This window comes from Intestinimonas butyriciproducens (genome assembly GCF_016901775.1).
Classification (GTDB): domain Bacteria; phylum Bacillota; class Clostridia; order Oscillospirales; family Butyricicoccaceae; genus Pseudobutyricicoccus.
In genome coordinates this window covers 62,316-82,436 of sequence record NZ_JACJKW010000002.1, presented here as the reverse complement: position 1 = coordinate 82,436, position 20,121 = coordinate 62,316, and the positions used below count along the sequence as shown (strand labels likewise).

At 53.8% G+C, this 20,121-nt stretch carries 11 protein-coding genes, 1 tRNA gene and 1 pseudogene; 7 read left to right on the top strand and 6 right to left on the bottom strand.

Annotated elements, in window-relative coordinates; all coding sequences use genetic code 11:
- The first annotated feature begins 4 nt into the window (after positions 1 to 4).
- Positions 5 to 499 carry an AAA family ATPase gene (locus tag H6A25_RS01725; RefSeq protein ID WP_204750292.1) on the top strand — a complete coding sequence of 165 codons (495 nt, stop codon included), beginning with the start codon at positions 5 to 7 and terminating at the stop codon, positions 497 to 499.
- 80 nt (positions 500 to 579) lie between these two features.
- Here H6A25_RS01725 and H6A25_RS01720 read toward each other — a convergent pair.
- Positions 580 to 1,208, bottom strand: a pseudogene (locus H6A25_RS01720) (helix-turn-helix domain-containing protein); the annotation flags it as partial.
- Positions 1,209 to 1,611: 403 nt separating this feature from the next.
- Positions 1,612 to 5,637, bottom strand: a complete 4,026-nt coding sequence (locus H6A25_RS01715) for a choice-of-anchor I family protein (RefSeq protein WP_204750291.1) — start codon at positions 5,635 to 5,637, stop codon at positions 1,612 to 1,614.
- Between the two features lie 668 nt (positions 5,638 to 6,305).
- Here H6A25_RS01715 and H6A25_RS01710 point away from each other — a divergent pair.
- Positions 6,306 to 7,007, top strand: a complete 702-nt coding sequence (locus H6A25_RS01710) for a helix-turn-helix transcriptional regulator (RefSeq protein WP_204750290.1) — start codon at positions 6,306 to 6,308, stop codon at positions 7,005 to 7,007.
- A 50-nt stretch (positions 7,008 to 7,057) separates the two neighbouring features.
- Positions 7,058 to 7,723, top strand: a complete 666-nt coding sequence (locus tag H6A25_RS01705; protein ID WP_204750289.1) for a hypothetical protein — start codon at positions 7,058 to 7,060, stop codon at positions 7,721 to 7,723.
- Positions 7,724 to 7,764: 41 nt separating this feature from the next.
- Here H6A25_RS01705 and H6A25_RS01700 read toward each other — a convergent pair whose 3' ends face one another.
- Positions 7,765 to 8,007, bottom strand: a complete 243-nt coding sequence (locus H6A25_RS01700; RefSeq protein WP_204750288.1) for a helix-turn-helix domain-containing protein — start codon at positions 8,005 to 8,007, stop codon at positions 7,765 to 7,767.
- Between the two features lie 131 nt (positions 8,008 to 8,138).
- On the opposite strand from H6A25_RS01700, the gene H6A25_RS01695 reads away from it, so the two are divergent.
- The gene (locus H6A25_RS01695; protein ID WP_204750287.1) at positions 8,139 to 8,585 is read left to right on the top strand and encodes a hypothetical protein; all 447 of its coding nucleotides are present in this window, start codon (positions 8,139 to 8,141) and stop codon (positions 8,583 to 8,585) included.
- A gap of 755 nt (positions 8,586 to 9,340) precedes the next feature.
- Complete coding sequence (locus tag H6A25_RS01690) at positions 9,341 to 9,763, top strand: hypothetical protein (RefSeq protein WP_204750286.1); 423 nt, start codon at positions 9,341 to 9,343, stop codon at positions 9,761 to 9,763.
- Between the two features lie 309 nt (positions 9,764 to 10,072).
- On the opposite strand, the gene H6A25_RS01685 is transcribed toward H6A25_RS01690, so the two are convergent.
- From H6A25_RS01685 to H6A25_RS01675, 3 genes are all read right to left on the bottom strand, one after another.
- Positions 10,073 to 10,148, bottom strand: a tRNA-Ala gene (locus tag H6A25_RS01685).
- A 133-nt stretch (positions 10,149 to 10,281) separates the two neighbouring features.
- On the bottom strand, positions 10,282 to 11,595 hold the full coding sequence (locus H6A25_RS01680; RefSeq protein ID WP_204750285.1) for a sensor histidine kinase: 1,314 nt from the start codon (positions 11,593 to 11,595) through the stop codon (positions 10,282 to 10,284).
- Positions 11,592 to 12,317: a LytR/AlgR family response regulator transcription factor gene (locus H6A25_RS01675; RefSeq protein ID WP_204750284.1), complete on the bottom strand. Its 726-nt coding sequence runs from the start codon at positions 12,315 to 12,317 to the stop codon at positions 11,592 to 11,594. Before H6A25_RS01675 ends, H6A25_RS01680 begins: the two co-directional genes overlap by 4 nt.
- A 182-nt stretch (positions 12,318 to 12,499) precedes the next feature.
- Here H6A25_RS01675 and H6A25_RS01670 point away from each other — a divergent pair, with 182 nt between their 5' ends.
- Together H6A25_RS01670 and H6A25_RS01665 are read left to right on the top strand one after the other, a co-directional pair.
- Positions 12,500 to 12,871, top strand: coding sequence for a response regulator (locus tag H6A25_RS01670; protein WP_204750283.1), 372 nt, complete (start codon positions 12,500 to 12,502; stop codon positions 12,869 to 12,871).
- Between the two features lie 32 nt (positions 12,872 to 12,903).
- Positions 12,904 to 20,109, top strand: coding sequence for an immunoglobulin-like domain-containing protein (locus H6A25_RS01665; RefSeq protein ID WP_204750282.1), 7,206 nt, complete (start codon positions 12,904 to 12,906; stop codon positions 20,107 to 20,109).
- Positions 20,110 to 20,121 lie beyond the last annotated feature (12 nt).

The following is a 20,121-nucleotide window of genomic DNA, read 5'->3' as shown; positions in this document are numbered from 1 at the left end:
TTTTATGAGCAAGGTTATTATGATGTGCGGCGTATGTGGTTCTGGAAAGACTACTTACGCCAAGAAAAAAGAACAGGAAGGATATATCAGACTTTCCATTGATGAAGAAATGTGGAAACTTTATGGAAGAAATGGAATTGATTATCCGGAAGAACAATATGAAAAATTGTCAGAGCAGGTGGAAGCTGCGCTTCAAAAAAAGCTGCTGTCCCTGATTCAGCAGGGAAAAGACGTTGTGATTGATTTTAGTTTCTGGAGTAAGGAAAATCGGAATTTTTATAAAGAGCTGATCCAAAAAGCAGGCGCTGAAACGGAACTTGTCTATATGAAAGCCAGTAAGGAGCTTTTGCAAAAAAGACTATATAAAAGAAATCAGGTCTTACATGCCAATTCGCCGTTTGTGATAACAGATGAAATATTGGAACATCATTATCACGCATTTCAGGAGCCATGCGGCGAAGGAGAAAAAGTAATTTTGCAGAAAGCGGATATTATGTAATATTCAAATTTCAACTGAATAACCACAGCACAAACCGCTGCTACATGGGAGCCAACAAACCATGCAACAGCGGTTTTTCTTTACCGTTTTTTCCTCTGGCTGATAGGTGTTCCCATTTTCTTTGATTTTTTGAGAATCCGAATGAGCCAGCGGAATTCTTCATCTGACAGATTTTTATAGTTGATGCCGAGCTGTTTGCAGTAAAGGACGACCAGCTTTTCATCCCGGCTACCCTTGAAATTTTCGACCGCTTCCAGATTTTCTTTCAGTTCATCGGCAACAGTGGTCTGGGGTTCACTCTCGCTGTCCTTTTATGGGCTTCTCGAATATCCCGGATAATGAGGTTGAGGTCATCCCGTACCATCTGACTGAAATATTCATCATCGCTGATATGGGCGGCTTGCAACACTTTCAAATGTGGGTCATCTTCGCCGGGGCGATACCGTTCAATGATTTCATGCCGGACGGTATCGACAAGGGCGTTGAGGTTCTGAATCTGCATGGTGGCAATCCCGTCTACATAAATCTCAATGTCTGCAAGAAACTTGATAAAATCTTTATATGTGGCAAGCTCACAGAGCAGACGGTTGTTAATCCGACCGCTTTTCAGAAGTGCGACCATCTCATCATTCAAATGCAGTTCCGTCAATGGCGTGTTGATCTGCTCCCTGTTCTCTGTCCGGCACAGCAGATAATCAACGGAAACTCCCTAGAAGTCTGCCAATAGGAGGAATATAATGAAAATAATCAGGAACGCCATTCGCTGCAATATCTGTGGCGACGAAGATGTTTTCCATACTTTGCCGCCCCATGATCCAGAGGCTTCAATGTGATAAATTATCCCTTGTCTATATATTTTCCCATCCAACCGGTGCTCTCTGCCCGCCGGCCGCTTTGGGCATATCTTTTTTCCTTCCTTGATCTTCCTTCATCTCCCCGGCGACTTTTATTTCCGCCGCAGGGGTCTCTCTGTTCTGCCCTTTCAGGAGTTGTACGTTATTTTCATGTCCGATACAGGGCAAAAGAAGCAGCACAGCAACCGAGCGAGATGCTCATCTGCTGTGCCGCTTCATTATTTAAAAATCAGTATACATCCATACGCGCGAACATTGTTATTCCGCAAGAGCGCGCCAGAGAAAAGTGACGATCTGCGCTCTGGTGCAGTCGTAGTCGGGGCCAAACAAGCCGCCGCCTGTGCCGTTGGTGATGTTGTTCATTTTCGCCCATTCGACTGCCTCTGCATAATAGGCGTCAGCTGCCACATCGGTGAAAGTCGTGCTGCCGCTGACTTCAGGACTGTCGGCCATGCGGTACAAGAAGCTGACCATCTGTGCGCGGGTGCAAATGTCGTCGGGACTGAATGTAGTGTCGCTGGCCCCGTTGGTGATGCCGTTTTCCGTTGCCCAGATCACTGCATCATAGTAGTAACTATCCGCCTTTATGTCGGTAAAGGGCATGGCATCGGATTTGGGCCCGGGGCTGCCGGACGCACGCCACAAAAAGGTCACCATCTGCGCACGGGTGCAGGAAAAGTCCGGGCTGAAATGCGTCGTATCGGTCCCATTGGTAATGCCTTTTTCAACAGCCCAGAGGACCGCATCGTGATAATAGGCGTCCGCAGGGACATCCACAAAGTTTACAGCAGCTGCATCCACAACGAAGGATGCCCGAACCGTCACTTTAGAGGCAGGCATACGGAAGGTGTACTTGCCATTTTTCTCGGTCACCGGCACAGCATTGCCGTCCTTGTCCGTAACGATAAGCGCATCGAGCTTGTATCCGTCATCTGGCGTAACCGTGACGGTGACTGTATCACCCCTGTGGGCATTCTTGGGCGTAAGGGTGATAGAACCGTTGCTGCTTTCCTCCACAGTCACAGGATAGGTGGCAGAGCTGCCGGAGCTGCCGGAATCAGGTTCGGGGGAAACATAGCCCTCTTTCTGCTGGTAAACGGCTACGGTACCCGACACCTCATTGGCTGCCAGAAGTAGCGGATAGCCTGTGGGGCTATGCTCTGCCGGCACAGCGCAGATCCCTTCCACCGACACATCGCCCTGCAGCGGATCCGTGCCGCTTTCAGGGAAATCTACCGTGAAATCTCTGGAGTTAATATAATCACAGAAGAAAGCATCTGCCGGGTTGGTGATATCGTAAAGCATAATGCCGCCGATGCGTTCCAGACCGATGTAAGCGTAGGTCTTATCGCCTGCCTTGGCAACAGCAATGCTTTCGGGTTCAGGCCCTTTGGCGTCGCTGCGGCTGTCAAGTTTGTTGTTTTTATTGGAAGCATTGAAATAATCGGGATATGCGGCGGCAGTTATATTCTCGAAGTCGCTGCCGCTGTCAAAGACTTGCAGGAGACCGTCAGCCGTTACCTCGTATATGGAGAAAGAGCGGCCGCCCAGAATAAAGTTCACCTGAGAGGGGACCGAGGGCAGGCCCTCCATCTTTGCCTTATTCAGGACCTCGACTGTTTCACCGTTGATATTGGTTTCGGTCATATTGGTGTAGCTTCCCCATTCGGAGGCATCGCCTTCGTTGGCAGTAAGCAGATAGGTCTTGCCGCCTGTCTCATAGATCGAGATACCGTCAGGCATATACACGCCCATCAGGTTCTCCCATTTGAGATTGATCTCCTTGTCCTTCACCGCGTCAATTTCATTGCCCGCCACACGGTGGTCCTTGAAGCCGAGGCTGTGGATGCCGGTGAACGCACCGCTTTCCAGATCCAGCACAGCAATGGCATTTGCTTCCTGCAGCGCTACATAGGCTTTGGAGCTGTCGGAAGATACGGCAATATATTCCGGCTCGAAATCGGCGGAGGGGTTCAGATCGGCCTTCAAAAGCACATTGGCCTTTATCAGCTCAGCACGCTTTGCATCCCATGCGTCAAATGTCACATTCTTTGCGGAAGGCGCATCGGCACTCAGGTCGACTACAGTTACGGAACCCTTGGGGTCCACAGCGCTGTCATAGCCCTCTCTGGGCTCGCCTTCGTTAGCCGTCAGCACATAGCGCCCGTCCGGTGAGAAGGTTATCATATCGGGCTGAACGCCGGCTTCATAATGGGCAGCATAGGTGCCGTCATAGTTCAGGAGCATTATGGCTCCGGGAGCCTGATAGTCTGCCGCCTGTACTGCCACGGCGATGCGGTCATTGGCAGTGTCCACCGCAACGCTTGTGATATCGCCGAAAGTGAAGCCTTCGATCATCCGGCTTACATCGATCCGCTTTTCCATCGTCATGGACTGATTTTCACCGTTGGCAGTCAGTCCGGAAACGGAGACGATGTCCAGCATCTTCTCTTTGCCGTTCACTACATAGAATTTTTCATTATCTGCATTGTAGGAAACGATCTCTGCCACACCGCCGTCCTGATCGGAATAGCCGGTGGAATATCCGGCCAGCTTTTCCAGAACGTTGTTCTCCTCCAGGGGGGCTTCCCCTTGGGCGGAAATGGCAAAGGAGTCAAAGTGCACCACTTTGCTGTCCGGATTGCTGGTGTCGAAATAATAGCTGTCCACCATGCCGGTGCCGGTGTCCATCACCGAGAAGGCGGTGATGGTATTGCTCATCAGATAGGGCTCGCCGTCCGGCAGCTGGGCCACCGTGGGGGCGATGGGGGACAGGCCATAGGGATCCCCCTGGAGCACATAGTTGTCCTTGTCCCAGTTCTCCGCCAGGGAGGCGCGTTCGCCGCCGTTGAACACGCTGGGCCAGGCGTCGGTGCGGCTCATGGTGTCAAGGAAGGCGTTGTATGTATTGCCGTTGTTGGAGGTCTCCAGGATGTTCATGCCGCTGTCGGTCCGGAAGCGGTTCCACAGGTGGGAGTGGGCGTTGAACACAAAGTCCACGCCGTATTCCTCCAGCAGCGGCTCCACATAATTGGCCAGATAGTCGTTTGCCAGGGGATATTCGTAAATGGTCATTTCCTGTTTGGAGACAGGATCGGTAACCTTAGACGCCACCGGGTCGGTATAGGCGGGGATCTGGTTGCCGCCCAGGGAGTGGAACTGCCAGTGGTACATGACCATTTTATATTTGGCGTTCTGGAATTCCTCGCTCCGGAGCTCCTCTTCCAGGAAGGCCAGCTGCTCGCTGTCCTCCCCGATGGGCTCAAAGATGTGCTGGCCAAAGCCGTACTGGGATTCTGCGGCGCCGGGCTTCTCGGAGTATTTGCTCTTGCTGCCGACGCTGTTGCCCCGCCAGATCCGGGCCACCTCCAGCACGATCACCCGGACGTCGCCGATGGAAACGGCATAGTAGCGCTCGTCGCCGGTCTCGCTCTCCGGCAAGGTGAGCACCTCTTCCCAGGTGGTGGTGTTGAAGGAGTTGTCCGCAAGGAACTGTTCTTTATCTTCCTCCGAAATGTCATTGTTCGGGTCGTCATCATTGTTCAGCTGTTCATAGAGCTTTTCCGCGTATGCCCTGGGCACCGGGTCGTTGAACTGGCTGGAAAGGGATGCCGTTTCGCTGTACCGGCCGATCACCTCATGGTTGCCGATGGAGGCATACATGGGCGCGTTCTGGAGCAGCGGCGCGCCGGTGTAGGTTTCCTCGCCGATCTCACGGTCGCTGGTGCCCTGCATCACCCGGAAGAAGGAGCTGTCCGCGTCGAACCAGTCATAGGCCCGGTCCGGCACGTCGATGATGTCGCCGTTGGCCAAAATGGCGTCCACTTGACCCACGGTCTCATACACCTTCTGGATATTGGCCGCGCACATATTTTTGGTCTGGATGTCCGAAGTCAGCAGGATCTTCATGGGGGTGCCCGGCTGGGCCTGGGCCTGCAGGGTGTAGATCTGGCTCTGTGCCTTGTCGCTGACGACACTGTACGGCACCTTTTCATCCTCTCCGCCGTTATACTGCGGAAGACCGGTTACAACCGCCTCATGCCGCCAGATATTGCGCTGAATCTCCGCTTTATCCTTATCGCTGCTGGTCTTGCCGCCGCGGATGCGGGACAGATTTGTGGTCTCCGCGTCGATTGTCCGGGTGGCCGGCTGATCCTTGCCGTTTTCATAGAGCTTGACCACATTGGTCTCCGGCGCAGTCTCCCCTTCGGTGAACCACACCACATGGACCGAATTTTCTTCCGGCAGCTGTAAAAACGGCTCTGTCAGCAATCCGCTTTCCAAAGACGTTCCGTCTGTCGCGGAAACTGAAGGCGCCATGCCCAGAGCAAGTGCAGCGACCAACAGTACAGAAATTCCTTTGGTTTTAAGTTTTGCTAAATTCATTGCTAATACAATACCTCCTTATTCTCATGGCTGTGCAGACACACTGTCTTTGTATTCAGAATAAAATAAGGGCAAGCCTTCCATCTATCACACTTTCGTAAAATTAAGATTAAACTTCTGTTGAACCGTTCCAGCTTTTTCCCAAAGGCGGCCATGGAGTCATCGCCGAAAAATTCCCGCTTTGCCCGTTCTCCGTTTTTCACTTTGTGTCCCAGCGCAAAGTTCAATTCCTGGTCGGTGGCGCCGCAGACATTGGCCGCCCGTGAGGCAAAGTCACGGCGCAGGACGCATGTTTGACCACAGACAGCGTCGGAGTACTCGGAAACAGTGGAATTAAAGGCGTAAAATAGCGAGCGAAATGCAGCGGAAAAGGTTAAAACTAATTAGAAATAACCATAAAAATTTAGTTCAACCGTTTGGGAGCAAATTGCGGCAGGTTCGTGCTACACGACATATCGTTGATGCTGAGAAATCATCAAACAGGCATATGACACCGAAAAAGACTACCTTTCATCTTGCGTCCCGCTGTCAAGTTCCCGTACAATGACCAACAAGGAGGGGATCACATGAACGGACTATCCTTTATCCGGCGGCGGTGCAACTTGAGCCAAGGGCAGCTGGCGCAGATGCTCGATATCACACGGCAGGCAATCAACCTATGGGAAAACCGCCGGGAACCGCTGCCAGAGGCACGCTTGCGGCAATTGAGTGACTTTTTTGGACTGGAACCGGAACTGTTCGGCGAGATCAGCGAGATGCAGCAGGACGAACTGCTCCACCGGGTCTGTTTTCTGTATCGGGACGCTGACGGCCACGACTACTATCTGTTCCGGGAAAACCCAGAGAAGCCTATCGGCTTCCTGCTGAGCGAAAAGGCCGGCATGCCTCTGACCCAGGACGAGCAGATGACTTTGGACAAGCGGGAACTGGAAGAAATGCTGGACACCATTCGCCAATCCGTCTACCCGAAAGACCGTTCCAAATGGACTGCGGCGGATTCCATTGTGGCCATGAACCGGATGCGGAACATTTTAGGCAGCCTGGTGGATGCACTAGAGGCCATTCAGCGGCAGCCCCGGGAGCGGAAAATGGACTGCTTCTATCTTCTGATGCAGGTGGAATTGGCGCTTGCCCTGGCCCTTGGCGGCATCGAGGCCGAAGATCTGCCGAATGGAGACACGCTGCCAATGTTGGACAGCGCCTACATCACCGCTTTGGCAGCACAGTTTCAGAGCCGACTGGAAGAGCAAGCTACCCTTGCCAAATAAGACCAGTTCCGGTACAATTACAACAAGAAACACCGTCAGGAGGTGGCACTATGGCGATTTGTTGTCCGCACTGCGGAAGTCCGGTGATGATTCGGGGCAGCCGGTGGGAGTGCGGCTGGTGCGGCGATTTTGGAGCCCTCTCATCCCTTCATCCGTCGGAACGAGCGAAATTAGATGACACAATCCGGGTGACAGTCACTGTGACAGTGACCGATCCGGAAGAAGAATCTCCAAAGAAGCTCACCCCGGAGGAACTGGAAGCCATGGTGCGCGGGTGGGACATTGTGGACAACGAGGATGCCATCCGGGATCTGCTGCTGGCTACATTCCCGGAAGCCGCCTCTTATGTTGAAGCTGATGATCTCGGGACTGAGGGGCTGTTTGGAGCCACCTATGAGAAGAACCCCGATCTGGCGGTACAGATGTGGCGGAAGGTGCTGGATGTGACCCAGGGACACCTCCAGGAGCCGGAAAGAGCGGAGTATCTGCTGTGTGACCTCATGGGCGATGTCTGGTACGGCCCCACTTCCCTGTGGTTTATTCTGAAAGCTATGGAGCAGGATGAGAACTTTGCCCGGCAGGTATTCGGAAGCGCCTATGTTGGGTATCCGCAGGAGGAATTGCTGAAGACGTGCGATGATTCCGGAGAGCCGGAACTGAAAGCAAAACTGACTTCTTTGTTGGAGAAGAACCCGCACTTCAAAGGATTCGAGTAAAAAATAAGCACGGACAATCGCTGCTTGGCGGTTATCCGTGCTTATTTAATTTCTTGCTCCAGGTCGTCGAACAGATCGCAGTCAAAAAACTGCCGGATACTGATGTCCAATCCGTCGCACAGCTTCTTGAGCGAAACCACACCGGGATTTTGACTTTTTTCGTTCAGCATACTGTAAATTGTGGATGGTGAAACGCCCGATACGCCAGCCAAGGCGTTGACTGCCATATTATGTTCCGCGCACAAGTCGAGAATGCGTTTTGCTACTGCTTCTTTTGTGTTCATCCTCGCATCCCTCCCTGCGATGTATCGTAAAAACAGTGTAACCAATATTACGATAAATCGCATGGGACATATCGCAAATTTGCTTTTTCTCTGCTATAATTGCGATATATCCCATATTTGGAGGGTGAGCTGTGGCTGTGTGTACCTTCTTCGGCCACCGGGACTGTCCGGAGACCATTCGACCGAGGCTGCGGGCGGTGGTGGTGGAGCTGATTGAGCAGCATGGTGTGGATCGGTTCTATGCGGGGCAACAGGGGGCCTTTGATGCCATGGCTCGCTCTGTGCTGCGGGAGCTGGCAAAGGTCTATCACCATATCTCCTACACCGTGGTGCTGGAACGGCTGCCGGGGCCGCGCGAGAAGGCGGTCTGGGACTTCTCCGACAGCATCTTTCCGGAAGGGCTGGAGACTGTGCCGCCCCGGTTCGCCATCTCCAAAAGCAACGATTGGATGCTGAAGCAGGCGGACTTTGTGGTGACCTATATCACCCACAACTGGGGAGGTGCGGCCCAATATGCGGAGAAGGCCCATCGGCAGGGCAAAAGGGTGCTGAATCTTGCAGAGAACTGCAAATTTTAGAAAAAATTTTTTGAGAGCTCTCACGGATAGCAAATGGAAAAATGTCAAAATCAGAACTTTTGGGTCAAAAATGGAAAACCCCTTAAAAAAGGCTATTTCTCACCAAATACCATGAAATTATATCCTAAAGTTGGTCAATATCAGAAAATTGCATTTTTTATTGATATCCAGAAATTCGGCGTTTTCCGAACTTTTTAGATTATTATATATGTCGATATCTTGGGCAGGAGTCCCTGTTGACAAACAAATGTTCGATGTGATAATATAAATTCAAGCCAGAGAATTGGCAACAAATAATTAAAAATAAATTTAAAGTCCCGATACTACTTAGATATGTGAATTTCAAAATTGAAACTCACATCAAAATTTTCACTGCGTATGTGCTGACACTGTTTGGTATAGGTCTGCATACGAAGGACTACCTGAAGTCCTACTATGAAAAGGGGCTCCGCGGCTTCATACTGCGATTCTATCCGGCAGGCCAGCAGACGGAACCTCTTAAACAAAAAGTTCTGCAACTTCATACTGCGTCTCCCATGGCGCAATAAAGTGACGGAACCTCCTGATTGTAAAGCTTTGAAAGCAAACACATTAGGGGTGTTCTGTCTTTTTTTGTACCCTTTTCAAAAAATAACCCATTATTTCAAAGATAGAAAACAATATCCGGTGTTCGCTTTATGCGCAGAGATCGGTGGGCCTCTGCGAGCGTTCCCACTGCCCACCATCAATATTATAATAAATTGGAGGAATTTTAAATGCAAAATGTAAACCTGGATGATACAGCAATCAATCTGGCTGTTGAGGCATTTAACCAGATTGGCACCCACACCATTCCCGCATCCGCTGAAGCAATGGCACTGAGTGTACAGTTGGCCCTGGAGAAGTACAACGAGGTGACTTCTGCCGGTATCTGCGACAATACAAAGGACTACTATGTGGACTCCTTCGCTGCAGAGTATGTTTTTGATGTGGTAAACTGCTGCAACAAGGCAGATGTTCTGAACTTTTTCGACGAGTTCGATGAATATCTGACCGATGAGGCTGGCAAGTATCATGCCGAATGGTTGCTCTTGGTTGCGAAGATTGGCTGCATGGGACTGGCCGTCAATCTTTTCCATATGCCTCTTCCGGAAGCTCTCTCTAACGCGCTGGATACATATCTGAAGCAGGTTGCTTAACCCATAATGTGTTGCGTGATCTACCGGAATTACGCAGCCCTGCGATTCTCTTGCCTTGTAAAAGGCCTGCCGCATATGCGGCAGGCCCCCACCCAAAAAACATACGGGCGTTTAGGCCCGCGGAAAGTGGAATCTTAATTCCACACAGGGCGCAGCTGTGACGCCTGTTTCGGGAGAAAAAATACGATTCCACTTTCATTCCACTTTTCCGGCAAAACCAGAAAAACTGGAAATTCACCATTTTCGCACTTTTGTAAGTGAAAAAAGACCTGAAACCGTAGTTTCAGGTCTTTTTTCACTCTCTCGAGTTGGTGGAGATAAGCGGGATCGAACCGCTGACCTCTTGAATGCCATTCAAGCGCTCTCCCAGCTGAGCTATACCCCCATATTTTGTTGTTTTCTTTTGTTTTTCTTTGCCGTCTCTCGACTGCTTGTTTATAATACCACAGGCTTTCTCTGTTGTCAACGCTTTTTTAAAATATTTTTCATTTTTTCTGTCCTATTCAAAAAGAGGGTATTTACCCCTCTTCTCCCCGCAGCATCACAGAAGCCCGAAACACTCTTCCATCATAAGCAAAATCATAATAGCCACCATTTTTCTCTGCAATGCGTCGTACCGACTGCAGCCCTATCCCATTCCCCGGGCGTTTGGTGGAACGAAACACGCCCTTTTCCTCTTTCACCTGCTCCCCATAGGTGTTCTCCACCTGGATTAACACCAGGCTCTTACCATGAATTTCTCCTCGCAAAGCCACATGCCGCAGTGTGCGGGGCAGTTTCCGGCTGGCTTCCAACGCATTTTCCAGCAGGTTGGCCAGTACCACACATACATCCATTTCCGCCACCGGCAGCTTTTGAGGCTGATCCAGCAGGCAATCAAAAGAAATTCCCTCTCTCCGAAATTGAACTGCATAATGACCTGCTACCCCATCGGCAGCCGAATTATCACACAGATTCAGCTCTCCTCCCGGAATGCTCTCCCGGGCACTTTCCACATAATTCCGCAATTCCTCCCAGGCCTCTTTCTCAATCAGACCATGGATCGCAGTAAAATGATGACGCAAATCATGCCGGGCCTGCCTTGTTTCCCCGATGGCATTCTGCAATGTTTCATATTGTGCCGTCTGCATCTGCAAAAACTCATTTTGCCGCTGCAAACGCATATTTTTCCCCATCTCCCGGGCCATGTGAAAAAACATAAAATAGCAAAACAGCAGCAGTCCCAGCAAACATCCCACAATCAAGGGATACAGCATCAACATCCGCCCCGCATACAGGGTAGCGTAATCCTGGGGCTGGATGAACACATTGAGAAAAATAAAGGATAACGGCAAAACCCAAAATACATGCCAGGTCACCGGCACTTCTCTTTCCGTCAAAAAATCCCGGACCCCATGGGTTGCGGGATGCCAGGCCAGCAGCACAAACAGCCAGCAGATGGCATGAAAAACCAGCCCGGCCCCCAAAGTGAACCAGGTCCCGCGATGACCGGAAGCCAAAACGGCGTCGGCCGCCGTGGCCAGATTGGTCAAACAGGCAAACACGCCGCAAACTCCCAAAAAGGCACTGACCGATTTTTCCAGCGGCAAATCCACCACCGCTACATAGGCCCCGGCAAAAAGAAGGAGAAATGGCAGCATCGCATTGCTCTCCCAGCCATTGTGCGCACATACCCAGCCTGCCAGAAGCGCCCACAAAATCAAAAAAGGAATGGATCCGTATACCATCCATTTTCTCTTTTCCCTCAAATGCTCTTTCATGGGCAGCAGGCACAAAACAGCTGCCGGCACCACCACCCCCAATTCCAGAGCCGAACGCAGGGCATCCTTCATGACCTCATTCTCCTTTTTTGAAAGAGATACTCCCCAAAAGCTTTACGGGAATGCTCCACCGCACTGCGGCTCACCGGCACCCGAGCCCCGCTATCCAGCAAAAAATCCGTCCCGTCAAAATCCCATACATGAGCCAGATTGACCAGCACACCCCGACCGCACACCAGGAATTGCTCCTGTTGCCGCAGCAAGGCCGAAAACTCCCCGAATGTCATGCGGCAAAGAATTTCTCCCATATTCCCGGTGTGTATATGGATCTGATGCTGAAAATGCTCTGCCCACAGGATCTCACCCAAAGGCAGTCTCTGCATCTGCCGCCCCACTTTCACCTGAATAAAAACATCGGCCTGAGGCAAACGGCTGGCCAGCTCATCAAACAAAAGCTCCACATCCTCCCGCCAGAAGGGTTTGACCAGATAGTGCATCGCCCGCACCCGGTATCCATCCAGAGCATGGTCAGTGGAAGTGGTGGTGAAAACCAGAAGGCAGCGCTCATCCAAGGCCCGCAGCTGCCGGGCCGTTGTCACGCCGTCCATGGGCTCCATATAAATGTCCAGAAAAACCAGATCAAATTTTTCCTTTCTGGCCGCATTGAGAAAATCCACACCGTTGGAAAATTCCAGACACTCGCCCATCCAGCACCGCTTTTCCAATGCATTGGCAATCCAGTCCACCAATTCTTCCCTCTCTTGCCGATTGTCATCCACCACGGCGATCCGCATCTGTTCATCCCCCTTCTACTGTCTTTTATTGTAACACAAATCCCCGCCCTTCTCCAACCGTTTAGGTCACAAAAACGCAGTTTGGGACAGATCCCTTGATCCTGTTTTTGGTGTATGTATTTTATAAAGATGGAAACAACCAGAAGCCAGACTTCTCTATCCATATAAAAGAAGGTGACAAAATGGACCGCATTGCCGTGATCAGCCCATCCCCCAGCAAGAGCATCCGCCTATGCAGGCAGATGGCCCGATGTCTGGCTGGGATGGGTTATTTCCCCCTGCTGGAAATCCCGGAAGACCTGGAGGCGTTTTATTATGCCATGCGAGCCTCTCCTCCTGACGGCATCCTGCTGGTTATGGATGGGATAGCGGGACTGAACACCGCTGAGCATCTGCGCCATCTTGGACCGGACTGCACCATGATCTGGTGCTGCGACCTGGATTTTTCCCTCCAGGCCTATCGGCTGCGGGTGGATTATTTCATCCAGGGAAATCCCACCGAAGAATCTCTTCGCCAAGGGATCCTTTGCTGGCAGGACCGGCGGAAATTGTAAGCGATACCAAATCCAGAAAGGACGAATGTGAGATGAAAGGAAAACGATGGATCAGCCTGCTGCTCTGTCTCAGCTTGCTATGCTCTCTCACCGGCCCTCTGCCCATCCGGGCGGCGGATCCGGCTGTCAGCTATGCCCCGGCTGTGGCAGGGGTCTATCTGCTGCCTGAAGTGACAGTGGAGCACAGCAGCTTTGTGCGCACCCAGGTGCTCACTGAAGAAGGGCTGCTGGTCAATGACTTCTTTGGCTCTTTGCAGGGCTCTTCCCTCAGCGTCAGCGGGGAAAATAAAAACGAGCTGAGCCCTGGCAACACCTATATGCACAGCGAAAACAAAAAATGGAGCGCCTCCTATTCCTGGAATATGGAAAGCATGGATGCGCTGCAAAGCCTGATCGAATTAAAACAGATCACCGTCAATGTGAGCGCAGCGCTGACGGCTGATCGGCATATGCATATCGGCAGCCACGGCACCCTCACCGACCGGGCCCGGGTGCAGGTACAGTACACTTCCGATGGAAAGCAGAAAACCACCCTGACCCTGCAGAACGGCCAGGACGACCCGGACGAAGTGGCCCGCACCTATACCGGCAGCAAGACCCTGCCCGCTTCTGCCAAAAATGGCCTGACCCTGACCATGGGCGGCACCGATTGCTCCTGCGGCAGTTCCAAGGTGAGCAAGACCTATGTGTATTTTTCCGACCTGACCGCCCCCACCCTCAGCCGGGCCTATGTAAGCGACAGTGCAGGCAATGAGACTTCCCGCACGGCTTACAAAGCAGGTGAAAAAGCGTATATCACTTTGGAAATGAGCGAGCCTGTCCGCTTTGCCGACGGTGTATCCCACGATCTGGAACTCCAGCTGAATCTGCTCAGCTCCGAAACCGGCCAGAGCACCGATAAGACCATTACCGCCCATCTGGTTTCCCTCACCGGGAACAAGCTGATCTTCTCCTATGATGTGGAAAGCGGGATGAACCACTTCGTCACTTCCGTGGAACCCCAGTCCTGGGTAAACCAGGAAACCGGCCTGGCGCTGCTGGATGAAAGCGGCCAGCCCATGAACATGGGTGATTTTACCGCTGACGGCCTGGTCACCGACCTTGCGGGCAACGCCCTCTCCTGGACCAGCGGCCAGATGCTGGAAGAGAACCTGGCGCTGGACAATGATGCCCCGGGCTATACCCGACTGAATCTCCAGGGCAATATGACCCAGGGCTACAAGGCGAACGCCAATGGAGATTGGCCGGAGGATATCACTCCTTCCGCCACCTGGGCCGGTGTGGGGGATTACCTGTCCCTCACCCTGACCCTGGATGAGGAAGTGGGTCTTTGGACAGGCGATGTGTACGCCGCCCTTGAGGCCAATGATGTCAAAGCCGTCCTCAATGTAAACAAAGATGGAAATCCGGTGAAGCTCAACCTGGCGGAAGTGTCCTATGCCCCGGATGGGGTCAACGCCGTCCGGAACAGCACCACCCTCACCTGGGCCTATTTCCGCCCGGAAGAGGGCATGACCATGGCCGAAGGGGAAGAAAATGAGCCCATCCGCATCCTGCGCCTGGAAGCCGCAGATGGAAGCAGCACCCTGGGGGACCCGGCGGGCAACATGCTGGAAACATCCCTGGGTGATCTTGCTCCTGTGGAAAAACTGAATCTGGATGTAACGGCCCCCGCCGTCACGCTGAAAAAAGATGAAATCAGCAGGGATTCGAACTACATCACCCTGCCCTTCACCATTGCGGAGGAAGAAAATGGCTCCGGTGTGGATCCGGAGCAGGAAGTAACGGTCTCTCTCCAGATCTCCTGCGACGGTACCCTGTGGTACCGCATAGATGACAGTGCAACTGCACCGGCAATCAGTACGGATGGTGATAATTATACCTCCTGGCTGGATCGGTCCCCCCTTCCCACCCCCGACGGCTCCGGAAACTATTATCTCCACATTTATGCTGCCAAGCTGGGAAATTACGCCGACCCCAGCACCGGCCAGCTGCCCATCGGGGTGTCGATCACCGCCCAGGACTACGCCGGAAACCAGGGGACCGGAAGCCTGGGAGAGTATTCCGTGAAGACTGACACCACCGGCCCCACCATCACCTTGCCGGAGGCTTTCTCGGTATCGGGGGAGGCCGGAATCTCGGTCCCCTTCTCGGTGTCCGATGCATCCCACCTGCAAAGCATCACCGTGCAGTGGAATGACGGTTTGGAAACACCTGTCAGTGATTTGGCCCCCGGCTCCGCCACCTATTCCGGCGCTGCAGTCCTGAATGGGCTCACCGGAGAAGGAACCGCTGCCTTGAAGGTGGCGGCCACCGATGTGGCAGGCAATGTAGCTGAAAAATCATACACATATTCATACAATATGACCTCTTCTGCCCGGTATACCCTGAAGAGCCCGCCAGGCGTGGTCACCGGTAACCCGGGCCTGGAACTCCATGCCCCGGCCAGGGTGGGCAATGCAGAAGCCGGCACCGATATGACCACCCTGGCGGTGCTGCAAGGCAGCTCAACATCCCTGATCTACTCCATCAACAGTTCCGGATCTTCCTTTGAGATTTTCTCCGGCAGCAACAAAGATTATGTTTCTGCTTCCTGCTATGAAGTTTCCGAGGACAGCACCACAGGCGGTGTCACGATTCAGAACTACCGGCCGAAAGAAACTGCGAATATTACCTGGGACCCCGTCTATACCTACGGCGATATCAAGGTGACCCTGGTCACCCTGCCGACGGACACCTGGAATGGCCTTTTGGAGACAGCTGCAGCCGGGGGAACAAGTACTTCTTATGATGTGACCATCCCCGGCGCCACCGACCACCTGGCCGTGGAGCAGTTTACCATCAAGGCGGCCCAGGCGTTTGACAAAGATGCCACTGGGGCCAATAACGCGCAGGAAATTTATACCATCTCCTTCCAGACGCCGAAAGACGCAGGGGGCAACAGCGTCTCCAACGCCATCGCATCCAATGTGACCGGCAGTACCGTGTCGGTGCAGACCCTCACCGGCCTGACCGTGCCTCTCACTATAAGCCGGGCCAATCATAATTACAGCGATTATTACCTGAATGATATCGACTATGCCAAATCCTATGTCTGTCTGCAATACAGTTTCGGCTCCGAGGTGGAGGACAGCCAATACTATTTCAGTTCTGACTTATTAAATCAAGGCTCAAATGCTTGGACTTGGACCCTCAACTATCCCATCACCGTGCCCCTGGCCGGAGAACGGGGCACCTATACCCCGGTGCTCCATCTGGTCTATCTGGACGGATCGGTGTGGGAGCAGAGCGGCGACGCTCTCTACATGAACGACGCCCCCGCAGTGGGAGACTGCTATCCCACAAAGCTGGAGCAAAGCAACAGCACGAACGGGACCTCCCGGACGGTGGAGCTGGGCGAAGACGCCGCCCAGGTCTCCCTGGGGTTCACCGGCTGGGACAATGTCATACTGACCCTTCAGGCTTTCCAGGCGTACAAGAACAGCAACCTCAATAGCTTGAGCTATATGCCCATCGATATCTGGAATGAAAGCCTGGGCGAGAATGCCCCCCATATTACGGGCACTCCAAACACCCTTACGGGCTACACACAGGTTCCCCTCCAAATGAACAGCGAGAGTGCGTCCTCTCAAACCACCCTCTACCTGGTGGAGGGGGAAAACATCCTCCGGTACCGGGGCCTTCTGCCCAACGGGACCTACGCCGCCACCAAGACCCTGGCCATCACGGTGCGCACCGCCAACCCCACCTTTGCAGTGGAGTTCACCCCCAACGGGTCGGGCGGCCTGCGGATGCAGCTCACAAACCTGAGCGGGGATGCGGAGGAGGCCCTGGCCCTCAACGGCCGCACCCTGCGCGTGTCCGATGACAAAACCTTCCGAGAAAGCGAAACCATCACTCTGGACAGCAACCTGGGCCTGGACCTGACCCAGACGGAGGTGACGACGGGCATATGGGCCAGCAACCCTGCGGCGATCCAGCTGATGGACGAGTACGGCAATTTCACCTGGCAATACATCTATCCGAACCGCTACATAGACATCCTGCCGCCTCGGGTCAACCTCTACCAAGGCAGCAATGTAACAGTGAGCAAAGGCACTTTCTGCCTGACAGCGGTAGTTTCGGACTATGACAACAGCAACGACTGCTCCGAGGGGCTGGATCTGAGCAGCTTCGCTCTCACCTTTGAATACTCCGATGGCACTACCGTCACCACGCCCCTGCCTGATATCATCCCCAACGGCACCTGGACCGGCAGCGGCGCAGGCTATGCCGGCATCTACAAGGTGGAAGACACCGCCACTGATGACACGGAAGAGGGCAAGACACGGGGTGTAGACCTGCGCATCTACGGCCAGTACCCCTATGGCACCACCAGCGACACGGTGACAATCACCCTGTCCTGCCAGGACAATCTGGGCAATGGGTGCGTGGATAAGAATGAATACAACCATGCCTACTGTACGATTTCTTCGGGCGTCGCCTATGACGCGACGAAGCCCACCGTCACCGCTACCGCCAGCGGCGAGGGCCAAGTGACCCTCACCTCCGACCTGCCCATCCGGGTGCTGGACCCGGTGCCTGCCGATACCGCCGGCACCTTTGACGCCGCCCACGCCCTGCCCATCTATACCGACAGCGCTGCCATTACCTATGAGGATGTGTTCGGCAACCAGTATACGGAAAACATTTCCGCCTCTCCCTTTGAAAATCTCTCGGTTACCCTGTCGGAGACCGCCGCTACCCGGGGTCCGGTAACCCTGACGGCCACTGCCAGCGGAGAAAACACCATCACCGGCCTTTCTTCGGAAAAGAACGGCAATGGAACCATCTCCGGCTCCACCGCCACCCTGGAGCTAACCTCTAACGACACCGTGACCATCACCCTGTCCGATGGAACATCCCATAGGGTGCAGGTGACCAACATCGATGACAAGGTGGAACAAATCACCGTGGTCTATTACGACGAAAAGGGCAACCCCCTTTCGGGCAATTACCAAAGCGGCCCGGTGACCGCCGCCCTCCAGTGCAGCGAGCTTTTGGTGGGGGAGACCAGCCATGTGTTCCCCATCGGCTCCAAAGCGGGCAGCAGCCATACCTTCCAGGTGACCGACCTGCTGGGCAATGCCGCCCAGATCACCGCTTCCCTGCCCTGGGACCTGGTGGATGCAGACGGCGGTTCCACACCTCCGGCAGATAAAACGGCTCCCCAGTATCAGGTGGGACTGTATCTGCTGCGCTCGGGCGCCTGGGGTCAGATCGACCAATACGATTCCATGATCGAAAGCAGCAGTCCCCTGTCCCCCACAAATCTGAGCGCAGACCTGGCAAGCACCCAAGCCCAGGCCATCCGGCTGGCCTTTGCCATCCAGGACGATTCCCCGGTGAAGGTCATCGTGAAAAAGGACGGTTCTGCTGCCCCCGGCTACGACGGAGAAAGCGATACCATCGACGGCCTGACGGTCACCGGCTCCACCCTTACCTGGGAAACCGAAAACGCAAGCGAGCCCCTTTCCATTTATCTGGTGGACTCCGCCGGCAATGCAGCAGGCCCGCTGACCCTTACTTTCCCGGCGGTGGACAAAACTGCCCCCGCGGCCAAGGTGGAATATGTGAGCGAAAGCGGAGAATTGACACTGCCGCCCATCCGGGCCTATCTGGTGCCGCTGGAAGATGATCCATCGGACTTTACTGTGCTGGATACCAATCAGCTGATATTGGATGAAAGCGACGACTACAACCACAAGGGCCAGTATTACTATACCTTCCAGGAAAACGGCAGCTACACCTTCCGCTTCTCTGACGCGGCAGGCAATGTGGGCTCCATCCTGGCTTCGGTGCACAGCATCGACACCACAGAGCCGGAAGTGCTTTCCACCCAATGGCTCAATCAGGGCATGGATTATACCGGCGAGGAATGGAAAGACGCCCAAAGCAATGTCCACACCAATGCCCCGGTGACCGCCGTTCTTACCCTGAACACCCAGCTGAAAGAGGTGCGGCACACCGAAACCCCCGGCGTCACCGTCTCCTACCAGACCAATCAGGCCTATGTGACCTATGCGGCCAACGCAGAGGAACTGCCCCTGACGCTGACGGCCCGGAATGGAAAGACCGCAGAGGTAACCCTTCCGGCCATTACCTGCATCGACACCACGGCTCCGGCGGTCACTGTGAAAAACGGCAACGCCGTACTGTCTGCGGTCGACGGCAAATACACCGTGGACGGCAGCGGTCTGCGGAGTGTGGAATTGACCTTCATCACCAATGAACCCACCGCCGGCGACCTGGCGGCGGCAGAGGACGGAGGGAAGTTCAGCACAACCCATACCTATGTGGCATCCAAAAACGGAGGAACGACCCTGTCCTTTACCGACCAGGCAGGCAACCTGACCCAGGTAACCCTGGATATTCAAAACCTGGACGACCGGCTGGCCCTGTCTTACGCCAGGAACGCAGATGGTACCGACGCCGTCACCGACCCGGCAGAGCTGGACCTGCAAGCGGGGGACACCTTCTATGTGAAGCCCACCCGGAAGACTGCAATCACTTTGGGCGAAAAATCTCCCATTACGGTAGAAAAAGGCCAGTGGACAGCTTTTTCCCTGCCCAGTGAACCGGGCCTTGTGATCCTGAAAGCGGAGGACGAGGACAAAAACACCCTCTTTGCCTATCTCACCGTGGAGCTGCCCGACACTGTGGCCCCGGTGATCTCCCTGCCCAGCCAGATCGTCTATGCCCAGGCGGGGATTACTCAAGATGCAGGCCTCGCTCTGCTGCATGATGGGGTTTCCGTCACCGACAACCAGGATAAATCGGTGCAGTACGCAATCGTTACCTCCTCTGTGGATTGGAATACCCCTGGCCGCTATACCATCACCTACACTGCAGAAGATACGGCCCAAAACGCCATTTCCGTCACCCGCACCCTGGTGCTCACTCTGGGAAAACCCATAGAGCTGAGGGTCAACGGCCAGATCGTCTATCCGGGCAGCACGCTGACCCTATGCAAAGGGGATGCCAGCCTGACCCTGGATGGCGCCGACACCCCGGTATATCTGGCGCTGAAGCAGGGCTATAAAACGGCGGCCCAGATGAAAACCGGCTCACAGGTGCTGCTGAACGGCGCCTATACCCAGCCTTTGGAAACCGCTTTCCAAAGTTCCGGCTACTATACCCTCTACCTGCGCACCCAGGATCGGACCGAGACCATCTATTATCTCTATGTTCGTTCCTGAGCCGTGAAAAGG